At 39.4% G+C, this 11,148-nt stretch carries 12 protein-coding genes; 5 read left to right on the forward strand and 7 right to left on the reverse strand.

Features of this window, described 5'->3' with window-relative positions:
* Positions 1-130: 130 nt before the first annotated feature.
* From I2D69_RS18785 to I2D69_RS18795, 3 genes are read left to right on the forward strand one after another with little or no spacing between them, the layout of a single operon-like run.
* On the forward strand, positions 131-1,483 hold the full coding sequence (locus I2D69_RS18785; protein WP_008397004.1) for an ATP-binding protein: 1,353 nt from the start codon (positions 131-133) through the stop codon (positions 1,481-1,483).
* Complete coding sequence (locus I2D69_RS18790; RefSeq protein ID WP_015559482.1) at positions 1,480-2,214, forward strand: LytTR family DNA-binding domain-containing protein; 735 nt, start codon at positions 1,480-1,482, stop codon at positions 2,212-2,214. The genes I2D69_RS18785 and I2D69_RS18790 overlap by 4 nt, the downstream gene beginning before the upstream one ends.
* Positions 2,211-2,777 (forward strand): accessory gene regulator B family protein, encoded by a 567-nt coding sequence (locus I2D69_RS18795; protein WP_195380381.1) that lies wholly within the window; start codon positions 2,211-2,213, stop codon positions 2,775-2,777. The genes I2D69_RS18790 and I2D69_RS18795 overlap by 4 nt, the downstream gene beginning before the upstream one ends.
* A 74-nt stretch (positions 2,778-2,851) precedes the next feature.
* Here the strand turns inward: I2D69_RS18795 and I2D69_RS18800 are convergent, their stop codons facing one another.
* Positions 2,852-4,417, reverse strand: a complete 1,566-nt coding sequence (locus I2D69_RS18800; RefSeq protein ID WP_015559481.1) for a MobA/MobL family — start codon at positions 4,415-4,417, stop codon at positions 2,852-2,854.
* A gap of 1,054 nt (positions 4,418-5,471) precedes the next feature.
* Entirely contained in the window at positions 5,472-5,705 is a 234-nt protein-coding gene (locus tag I2D69_RS18805; protein ID WP_008396997.1) for a helix-turn-helix domain-containing protein, read from the reverse strand.
* Positions 5,706-5,942: 237 nt separating this feature from the next.
* Between I2D69_RS18805 and I2D69_RS18810 the strand changes: the two genes are divergently transcribed.
* Entirely contained in the window at positions 5,943-6,566 is a 624-nt protein-coding gene (locus I2D69_RS18810) for a helix-turn-helix domain-containing protein (protein WP_008396996.1), read from the forward strand.
* 83 nt (positions 6,567-6,649) lie between these two features.
* Entirely contained in the window at positions 6,650-7,948 is a 1,299-nt protein-coding gene (locus I2D69_RS18815) for a tyrosine-type recombinase/integrase (protein ID WP_008396995.1), read from the forward strand.
* Between the two features lie 147 nt (positions 7,949-8,095).
* Here I2D69_RS18815 and I2D69_RS18820 read toward each other — a convergent pair whose 3' ends face one another.
* The 5 genes from I2D69_RS18820 to I2D69_RS18840 all read right to left on the reverse strand — a co-directional run.
* Positions 8,096-8,404 carry a hypothetical protein gene (locus tag I2D69_RS18820; RefSeq protein WP_004843356.1) on the reverse strand — a complete coding sequence of 103 codons (309 nt, stop codon included), beginning with the start codon at positions 8,402-8,404 and terminating at the stop codon, positions 8,096-8,098.
* A 73-nt stretch (positions 8,405-8,477) separates the two neighbouring features.
* The gene (locus tag I2D69_RS18825) at positions 8,478-8,699 is read right to left on the reverse strand and encodes a hypothetical protein (RefSeq protein ID WP_195380382.1); all 222 of its coding nucleotides are present in this window, start codon (positions 8,697-8,699) and stop codon (positions 8,478-8,480) included.
* A gap of 1 nt (position 8,700) precedes the next feature.
* The gene (locus I2D69_RS18830; RefSeq protein ID WP_004843354.1) at positions 8,701-8,835 is read right to left on the reverse strand and encodes a DUF3789 domain-containing protein; all 135 of its coding nucleotides are present in this window, start codon (positions 8,833-8,835) and stop codon (positions 8,701-8,703) included.
* A gap of 12 nt (positions 8,836-8,847) precedes the next feature.
* On the reverse strand, positions 8,848-10,044 hold the full coding sequence (gene mobT / locus I2D69_RS18835) for a MobT family relaxase (RefSeq protein ID WP_074073906.1): 1,197 nt from the start codon (positions 10,042-10,044) through the stop codon (positions 8,848-8,850).
* 183 nt (positions 10,045-10,227) lie between these two features.
* Positions 10,228-11,148: FtsK/SpoIIIE domain-containing protein (locus I2D69_RS18840; protein ID WP_279311207.1), on the reverse strand; the 921-nt coding region annotated here is incomplete at its 5' end.

Here is an 11,148-nt window from a genome sequence, read left to right on the forward strand (position 1 = left end):
CTCCAGAACTGTTTTTTGAATGGAGTATAGCAAAAAAGCAAGTAACTGTAAACTATTATTACTAGATGGATACTATACTACTTTATTGATGATAAAATATGACGGAGAATGATTAAAGGAAGTGGTAGCTATGCTATATATTGACTCAATATGGGAATATATTGTTAATTTCTTAGAACTGGCATTGTTTATAATATTTATCCATAAAAAATTGCGTATTCGAGCAAATTATAAACATCAAGCAGTTTTGATGTTTCTTTTCGTATCATTTCAGTTTGCTGTGTTATGCACGCTGAATAAAATGGGAATATCATCCTACAGCACTTTGATGTCATCTTGTGTTTTGGACATTGGATATGCAGTATTGTTCTATCGTGATAGTATAATTCGCCGTATCTTTTGGGGCTTTTCGTATTCCATCATTTGCTTAGTTGCAGAACAGATTTCGTTCTTTATTCCCGTTACTCTTTATAAAGGAGCGTCTCTGGAGCTATTATTAGGTGGAACATTACGGAAGCCATATACCATGTTATATTTGGCAATGATAGCTGTTTTTGTCTTGTTATTTCATTCTATTGGAAACAAAGACATATCTCTTTCACCGTTCCAAAAAGTTGCATATATTTTCATCGCAATTTCTGGACTTGCAATCGGGCACTACATATTAAGGCTGACTTTGGAATCTGTTGATAAATTTGGTGATTCATCCTTTTCAGCTAGGCTATCATTGGTTGACTTGTTTTTTATTATTTTATTTTTAGTATTGATGCTATACATATACCAGCTAGGTTATTCAAAAGAAGAAAACATACGATTACTGGAAGAACAAAAGATTTATGAGCTGGAAAGGACTGAGTTCAATAGCTTATCTGAGACAACTGAACGATTACGAAAAATGAAACATGATATGCAGATTTATGTGGATGCAATCAACGTATTAGCAAAAGACAAGAAATGGGATGAACTTATAGCATATACAGAGCAATACCATAACACTCTTGCAACTACGCAAAGTGCCATAGCAACGGGAAATATTGCTATTGACTGCATACTTACCGCAAAACTTGATTATGCTGAAAAACACGGAATTAAGACAGAATATTCTATTATGGCTCCTGAAAATTTTCCGCTTGATTCTGTTGAGCTTTCATCCATACTTGGAAATATATGGAATAATTCCATTGAAGCAGGAGAAAGACTTATAATCTCTGATCCAACCGAGCATCCATACATTTATTTTTATATTAAACCTTACCAGAATATGATACTGATTCACATTGAAAATAATTATGATGGTGTGATAAAAGGTAGCATTGATGGAGACATTTTGAGTGTTAAACAAGGAAAAGAACATGGACTTGGGATAAGACGAGTAAAAGAGCTTGTAGAAAAGGCAGATGGCGTATTGCAGATTACATCTGATAACAAAATTTTTTCCGTACATATTATGATACCGGATAAGGAGAATAACAAACTACTATGAAAATGAAAATAACCATACTTGAAGATTCTGTGATCGAATCAGAACGGCTGAAAAATGGAATAAGAAAATACGGGCAGCAATATGATTGGGATATTGAAATTGACGAATACGAATCGGGCGAAGAATATTTTTCAAAAAATTCTGAAGGCACAACTATACAGGCTTCAGCATTTTTCCTTGACATACAAATGGGGCAAATGAATGGAATTGAGGTTGCTAAACGCCTTCGTGAATCTGGTTATCAAGGTATTATTGTATTTTTAACAGCTTTTAGAGAATATGTATTCCGAGGATATGAAGTCAGAGCTTTAAACTACTTGCTAAAACCCGTCAAGGAAAATACTCTTTTTCTGTGTTTGGATGAAATCGCGAAGGAGTTATCTAATAATACCTACATATACCGAAACAAGCAGGAAATTGTAAGTATTCCCTATGCAGATATATTGACATTTTCGAGCAGATTACATTATGTGGATATATTGACCGTAGACGGCAAATGCTATGAACAAATGTCTACCCTAAATAAGATTATTGTCCATTTGCCAAGTGAATTTATCCGAACCCATCGTTCTTATATTGTAAATATGGCACATATCTATCGTATTACATCAGGAACGATTGAATTGTCAAATCATCTAACTACACAAATCGCACGTTCTTATTCCAAAGACGTGATAAGTGCTTTTGCCAAATATACAACAAGATTTGATACAAGCGGGGATTTTGAATGATTACGAAGTGGGCTACATCTATTGCTAATAAGTTAGCAGAACTATCCGGGGAGGATGTTTCTGCGGATCAATTAGAAATATACATATATGACTTAGAATGTTTTTTGAATACTTTTATAACCATAGTGTTATTGTTCGTATGGGGAGTTTTATCACATACACTCGGCTATACCCTAATTTGGGTAATTACCTTTTCATTGTTACGACATTATACCGGAGGTGCCCATGCTCCAACGCAGTTAACATGTATCTTAGGCAGCTTTTTTCTCGGTTGTCTTGATAAGTGGGCTATAATCTATTTAAAGCCAACTGTACTAGGATATTTGATACTTGTCCTTATGTGTATATTATTTGCACCTATAAGTAACCATAAAATATGTTTAACCACCAAACAAAAATGGATACATAAACTTATTTCTGTGATAATTGTTAGCATTGGATTTCTGCTGTTTTATAAAATTGGAAACACGAAGATGAATACCACATTGTTTTATTCCTTTTTCTGCGTAATCATTCTTATGATAGTCGAAACAATTAAAAATCTAATGAGACACTTTAAATAGCAGGATGACTTTTCATAAATATTCAAAAAAGATAAAGAATTTGATGGTCTTTATCTTTTTTGAATTTAATTAGATTATCTAGCTCCTCTGTCTGATGGCGAACGATAGTTAAAATCTCTGTCCTGTTCCCGTTTCTGAACTTCTGCCTGTTTTTCTGCCAGCTTTCGATGGATTGAGTTTTCTCCATACTTGGAGTTCCATTCCTTGTTTGCTTTGACATAGGATTCATACTCGGACTTGCCTTGTTTATAGACTTGCAGGAACGCATCTACCGTTGGATATTTGTAATCCTGCACGATATGGGATAATCCCTGCTTCATAATCTTAATCGTTTCTGCGTATTTGTTAGACTGTGCCTGCAATTCCTTTCGTTTCTTTCCTTGGAATAATCCTGTACAGTTCTTCAAATCCTCGTCAATAAGGTCTTTTTTCACTTCCTGCGTATGAATGGCTCTGTTTTGTCGTTTAAGTTTCTCCATAATCTCTTCAAGTCGCATCTCATAATCGTGTGCCAGCTCAGACATTCTTGGTCTTGGCGGAATAACGGTCTTTTCTGCGGTAGTAGTAGCAGGTGCTTTGAATGGTTGGGTCACAGCAGGAATTGTCTGATTGTCTGTCTGTGTAACGGATGGAGCTGGTTGTTTCTCTTGTTTTTCATTTCTTCGCTCCATAAGGTCGGAGATTCTGGCTTTCTGTTGTTCCTGTTTCTGTATCAGCAACTTTATGAGTTCTTTTAACAGCTCGATTGCCCGAAAGATAATCATAAACAAAAGCTCCGGATGATTGCCATACTTGTGAATGGATTCCTTAATCGGAGTTGAAATCTGTTCCTGCTTTACCTTTAAGATTTCCTTTCGCTCCATCCCCGATACCAAAGCGTGATCCACAGTACGATTCCAGTCCTGTATGACCTTATTATTGAGTGTAATCTTATCTGCCTTTGGATTGTTCTTACCGATTTTCTTAGTGGCAAGATAGACATCCCCACGCTTGAATGCAGACAGCTTTTCTTTCTCATCTTTGACAAGTCCGTTGATGACATCGGTATAAAATACCTTGACCTCATCTAAGAAATGTTCCTGCTTAAAGCGAGCGTCCTTGATGGTAAACATCTGTCTTTCGTAGACCTCACCTTTCTTGATCACCTTACACCTTTTACGGATAGTTCCATTCTCGTCTAGGATTTCTTTCTTGGTACGAACATGATTACCTTTCTCATCATAGAACATATTTCTGGTGGCAATCTTTTCTATCGGTTCGTCAAGATAATTTCGTTCTGCAAAGATAAGATGGATATGATAATTCGTCTTTCGTTTGTTATGATGGAGTGCTGCAATACAATCAACACCATACCGACTTTTGAATTTATCCGTCATATATTTTAATAGTCCGTCTGGCGGATAATCCACAAAGGATTCCGGCAGGGCAATGATAAATTCTCTTGCTTCGATACATTTTCCCTCTGTACCGCTTTTCTTAAATTCTGCCTGATTGCACTTGGCAAGTTCTGTCCAAAATTTTCGGTCTGTGGTTTCATATACCGCATAGAGATTTTCCTGTTTTTTGTCACTGGAGATATAATAGATTCTTCCACGAACATTATGGAGCTTTGACATCTGCACAAATGAATTTCTTGGCATAGCGATTTCCTCCTTTCCCAGTTTTGATTTTGGAAAAGAGGACAGATAAGATAGATGAGATGTGAGTAGTAAACTTTCCCTGTGAGCGAGTGCATAGGCACTCGTCTTGCGAACACATCCGCCTTGTGGCGGCTAAGCCTCGCAGAGCGAAATACACAGAGTACAAAACGAAGTTTTGTGCGATGGGTGTATTTCGCTCTCAAACGCCGAGGGCTTGCTTATGAAGTTCACTTTTAGCTGTAACTGTTCCCTCAGCACCTAATTTTGTGCCTTTAATGGCACACTTTTTATGTGCCGTATCCGGCACTCCCTTTTCTTAACAGAAATGCTAGAAGATTGCTATGAAAATCAGCGAAACAATAGACGAATCCGTTAGCACTTTTGCCTTAACAATAGCATTGTTCTATTATTCAGACTTTTTAGCAAAAACCGTAGAAACAGTAGAAGTCTGCTATTAAAATCGAAAAAACAATAGCACGATTCGTTAGCATTTTTGCCCTGACAATAGCATTGTGTTACTTCGCTTACTTTTAAACTGTGTCTGGCAAGGAAGTGGTAGTAAAAGTTCCTATTAAATTTCATTTTTAATAGTGCATTGTTTTATTACATTTTGATTTTAATAGAGCTTTTTACTATTAACTCTTTGAAAATGTACCCCATAGATTGGACACTCAAAATCATAGTAGCGTACACTTTTTGTCATAGGTCGGACAGCTTTTTTCATAGCTACACTTGGTATGACTTCTCACAGCACTTTTTGTAAGTTGGGTGGACTTGTCCTACCAGTCGGCTTCACTTGGGTGGATGGTTGCACCCACTTCATTTTCTGGCTTGGGTGGACTATTCATAACACCTTTTGCATCTTGGGTGGACTTGTCCTACCAACAAGCTATAACTGGGTGGACGATTGCACCCATTCACATCCATCTTGTCCTCATTTTCCAAAAGTTCTGGTTGTATCTGAGGACTTGTCCGTGATATAATCTATTTGCGTGTAGGTATATCATGGCTTTTAGTCAGATACATACCAGAGGGATGGTCTTAGGACTGTCCCTTATTCATTTTTCATTGTTCCCTTGACCGCTTTTACTGCGTGTCTGTCTCGTAAATCCTTCCCCTCATTGAGAATCAGAAACTCGTCTAATCGTTCCCTGCGGATTAAGATTTTTCTTCCCACTCTAAGGATAGGCAGCTTTTCCCATTCCACAAGATTTCTAAGAGTGTTTCTTCCGATACCTGTATAGTCGGCAGCTTCTTCAATGGAGAGAGCAAACTTTAATTCTGTCATTCGATCACCTCATTCCTGCGTAGGATTACAAGTCTTGTATATCAGAGGATGTTCCTTTTTGAAGAAAGGATTAGCCTTTTTTAAAACTTGCGTTACGCAATTCTGATTAAAGTATATATCTTTTATAACGCTATGTCAAGCCTTACGAAATTCTATCATCTTTTATAGAATTGCGTATTGCAATATATCGTGTTATGTGGTATAGTAATGACATACCGAAAAAGGAGGTTCGCAAGTATGTTAAAAGATAAAGAATTGCGAAAGACAATCGGTAGCAGAGCAAAAAGCCGTAGACAGGAGTTAGGATTGAACCAGCCTTATGTCGCTGAAAAAATGGGCGTGACAGCCTCAACCATTCAGAGATACGAAGCAGGAACGATTGATAACACCAAGAAAATGACCTTAGAAGGTCTGGCAGATGCACTTCATGTATCTGTGGAATGGCTGAAAGGTGAGACGGACGAATACGAAACAGACATTACGGATAAAAGAGAATTACAGATTCGTGATGTGATGACTTCCATTCTGAATAAGCTCCCTTATGATATGGAACAGTCCGAAAGTGATTTTTCCAAAGACCTGCTACTACTGATGTTACGGGAATACGAGCTGTTCGTGGATTCGTTCCAGTTCGCTTGTAAGAATTTCAAAGGAAATACAGATAACAAAATGCTCGCCCAGACAATGGGGTTTGAATCCAATAAGGAATACAATGAGATTATGTTCCTTAGAGAAATCACCCACACCGTCAACGCATTGAACGATATGGGCGATATTGTAAGACTGTATTCTAAGAATCCTGAGACAGCGAAAAATCGACTAGCCAATCTTTTATCAGAAAAAGATCCCGATTCGGTATAGATAGGCAGACGGAGCTATGATATACTTACACGCAAGAAGCATTTCACCAGTTCCGATTGCCGATATCGAAAGGAGAAACGATTATGGCAAAAGGTTCTGTAAGGAAGAAAGGCAAGAAATGGTACTACCGCTTTTATGTGGAGGATGCAAGTGGTAACTTGGTTCAGAAAGAATTTGCAGGTACGGAGAGCAAATCAGAGACAGAGAAAATGTTACGCAAGGCTATGGAGGATTATGACGCAAAGAAATTTCTAGCCAAAGCGGACAACCTCACACTCGGACAGATGCTAGATGTATGGGCAGAGGAAGATTTGAAAACGGGTTCACTTAGCAACGGTACAGTCGGTAACTATTTACAGGCAGTAAACAGGATTAAACAACACCCAATCGGAAACAGAAAACTAAAGACAGTCACTTCGGAGCATTTGCAGAAGTTTATGGATTTACTTGCATTTGGCGGTGAGGAAGGAAATTTTAAGTCAAAGGGTTACACCATCGACTATATCCGTTCTTTCCACGCAGTCCTGCAACAGTCCTTCCGATTTGCAGTCTTTCCAAAGCAGTACATCACATTCAATCCAATGCAGTATGTGGTAATGCGTAGGAAAGCCGAGGAAGATGTGGATTTGTTTTCTGATAATGATGAGGATGCAGAGGTTATCAACCCGATTACACCAGAGCAGTATCAAACGCTTATGGAGTATCTGGAAGAAAGAAACAAGCCTGCTGTCCTGCCGGTACAGATAGCGTACTACACAGGTCTTAGACTTGGAGAGGTATGCGGACTGTCTTGGAGTGACATTAACTTTGAGGAACAGTATCTGACAGTACGAAGAAGTGTCCGTTACAACGGAGCAAGGCACAAGACCGAGATTGGTCCGACAAAGCGAAAGAAAGTCCGTATCGTGGATTTCTGTGATACGCTCGCTGACATCTTAAAGAAAGCGAAAAAGGAACAGAGAAAGCAGGTATTCAGTTACGGAGAACTCTATCAGAGGAACTACTACAGGGAAGTTAAGGAAAAGAATCGTATCTACTATGAGCTTTATCATTTGGATGGCACAGAGGACATTCCGCTTGATTACAACGAGATTGACCTTGTATGTATCAGACCGGACGGAGCATACGAAGCCCCTGCAACGGTTGAGACAGCTTTAAGGACAGCAAGGAAACGATTGTCGGAGCTTGATGATAATTTCCACTTCCACACCCTGCGACACACTTATACCACAAACCTGCTCTCAAATGGAGCAGCACCAAAGGATGTACAGGAATTACTTGGACACTCGGATGTAAGTACCACTATGAATGTCTATGCACACGCTAACCGAGAAGGTAAGCGAAACTCAGCCCGACTACTTGATAAGGTGGTTGGAGAATAAAATCGAATAAGAAAAACTTTCCCTTGTAGATACCTCATAAGGGCAAAAACAAGGGAAAAGGATACATATAGAGTGGCAAGGCATACCGCCAAGTCGCATAAAATAAGGAAAGTTGAGATTTTAGTTATACAAATATAAATTTGTAAACTAAAATTTTCGGAAGTTTTTTTGTATTTTGTGTAGCCATAGTCCAGCAATACCAGCTATAATTGCCAAGAAAAAAACTGCGGTAGGAATAGAATGATTTTTTACTATAATCGCAATTACCCCAGATACTAAAATACCAATCCCTACGAATAAAACAGGTTTTCCTAATTCTTTTGCATATCCTTTTTTGTTATCAGTAGTATCAAATACTTTACCATGAACAAAAGAGTAATTTCCCTTTAATAAAGAAATACTCACGAATATAAGGATAGCAGAAACAAACCACATCATTATACTAAATCCTAACATAAAATATCACTTCCTAAAGTTGTATTTTTATATCCATATTATATCACCCCATTAACAACATCACAATAAAAATTTATGCACCGATAATCTTGTTGAATAGCTCTAACAGTACATCTTTCACACCGCCGGCGTTAAATACCAAACCGACAGCAATCAAGGCAACTACCAAGAAGCCGATAAGTTTGGAAAACTCACGCTTGAACCCTAAGTAGATACCGATAACCACAATCGCTATAAGCACCAAGCTCTGTGCGTTTGATAAAAACCATTGATACAAATTGTTTCCGAAATTCATGTTATTTGTCCTCTCTTTCTTCTAATTGTTTCATTTCACAGTCAGCTTCTTTGCCGACAGTCAAAATACACATCAAGACTATGCCGATACCCATTCCCAGAGATACCAGCAGGAAGTCTTTTAATAATATCCACATTTTTTATCACTCCTAACTTTCCACCAAATCTTTTGCAGGGGTCGTCTGCTGTTTGATTATCATTTCATGTTTTTCTGTGAGCTTTGCCTGCTGTTCGATTGTTTCCATGTAGTCTGTACCGTTTCCCTTATCAATTCTTTTCAGCATTTTCAAGGTCGGTGCTACCTGCCTTTGTACCCAACGCAATGTACGGTCTAAGGTGTAAGGCTCTGGCTTTGTCGTCAGCTTCAAGCTCTGTCTGTTATCGCCGATAAACCAAGCCCAGCGGTCATTGAGTTTCCAGTCATTTTTCCGCTTGTCTGGTTCTTCATCAACAAACCGCACATACTGGTTGATGATAGAAAAGGCGGTCTGCTCTGCGTCATAATAGGTCAGCAAATCCCGTACTGCATAATAGGCACGTTCATTGCGAAGCCGTATCTCAAAACGGTTGATAATATCAGCTTCTTCCAGCGGTGTCCCCAGCTTGACGTACTGCTCATAGTCCTTTTCATAGATACAGAAATACACATCTGATTTCAGCGAACCAAGATAAAGGGTGCGTCCCATATATTCTCTGTCGTCCTCTCTGTGCTTGATAAGCTCGCCCGACTGGTAAAACTTATAACTTCTGGACTTTCCGATATATTCCCGTTTCCTGCATTTTTCCGCAAGCTCTGGAATATCCAAAATGCCCGTATGGTCGTTGATAGCAAGGTCGATACGCTTCATCACGCCACCGTCTACCAATGCGTCCATGAGAAAGTCATACCAGCTTCTTTGCTGTGCCAGCAGGTAACTTTCAAACTGCCTGCAACCACGCCCCTTTAACTCTAAAAGGACACCTTTTTCTTCGTCAGCCGACGTATAGATAAAGATGTCCCCTAAAGAATAATGCTCCGTATAACTGTAACGCCCGTAATCTTCATGGAGCATATAATTGATATTCAGTTTTAATATATCTTTGATGATGTGCTGTATATCCAGCGTGGGAAAACGAATTTTCACATAATCAAACAGCATGGTAAGCGGTGCTTCTGGATTGAACCTTGCCAGTTCCTTATGCAGAGTATTAAGAAGTTCTTTTGACGGCTTCATTTTTCCGCTTTCTATCTTGTTGAGATATTCCCTTGTGATACCAGAAGCCACCGCCAGCCTGCCTTGTGAGATACCGTAAGCAATCCGCTTCTCCCGTAATTCTTTTATCCATTGTTCTTCATTCAGAACCATACCCCCAATCTGTCAAGTGTGAAGTTTTTTAAGGCGACTTCACAACTGAATTTTGCTAGGAAATCATGCCAGAAGCCTTATGTTTCCTATGTTTTTTGTCTATTGTCTATTTGCAAACGTACCCCTCTGTTAGATACCGAGGGGTTTTACCTGCTGGCGTGGCTTACGCCACACCAGCAACGGCTAGTCCGTGCCGTCGCCTTTCGCTTCGCACGTCGCCGTCCCGTCCTGCCTTGCTTGTGCAAGAGAGCCGATAGTCTGCAAAAAATCATGTCCTTTCGGGACTAAAGGCGTGTAAAATTCACTGATAACGCTTGTTCCCACATCACAATAGCCACGCCCCTTGATACGCTTCTGGAAAAACTGCTTTTTCACATCTGAACCAAACAGCATACCGTAACCTAATTCGCTGATACGTCCAAGTCCCACACGGAAATTGAAGTTATCTCTGATACCGTCTGAAAAATACTTTGCGTCTGGACGCTGGCAGGCGACGATAAGGAAATAACCTGCTTGTCGCCCTAACATAACGATTTTCTTTAACTGGCTAAGTAAGCTCACGCTTTCTTTTGTCCCCAGCATTTCAAAAAATGCCACATATTCATCAAAGATAAGAAAGCAGGGTGGCAGTCCCAGATAGGCGTAGTTTTCGCCCGTCTTGTAGTTCGGGTGTCGCTTCATCTCCTCACTTCGCTGTACCATGCCCTCATAAAAGGCATTGACGCAATCTATCATTTCTTCTTTGGTATGATATACATTTTCCATAACCGTTCCCAAGTCGGCAAGGTCGCTATTCTTTGGGTCTAAGATATAAAGGACAGCGTTGGTATGCAGTAAGGCTTCAATGAGCGTCAGCAGAAAATAGGTTTTACCGCCACCCGTACCACCAGCAATCAGAGCGTGAGGGAGTGCGTCATATTCCCAGACAAGATTTTTCATCAGTCTAAGACAGCCGTTTTCTGCCCGTACTTCATCAATGGTAATGCGGTTCGCTATCATATCATAAAGCAGGGTATATTCGATATAGCCGTCATGCAGGGTCTTGTCGGTCAGCTCACAATACAAGCCACTTTCCAATTTATCCTCTAACCGTAAAAGCTGGTC

This window comes from Ruminococcus sp. D54t1_190329_F1 (genome assembly GCF_015551645.1).
Classification (GTDB): Bacteria; Bacillota; Clostridia; order Lachnospirales; family Lachnospiraceae; genus Blautia_A; species Blautia_A faecis.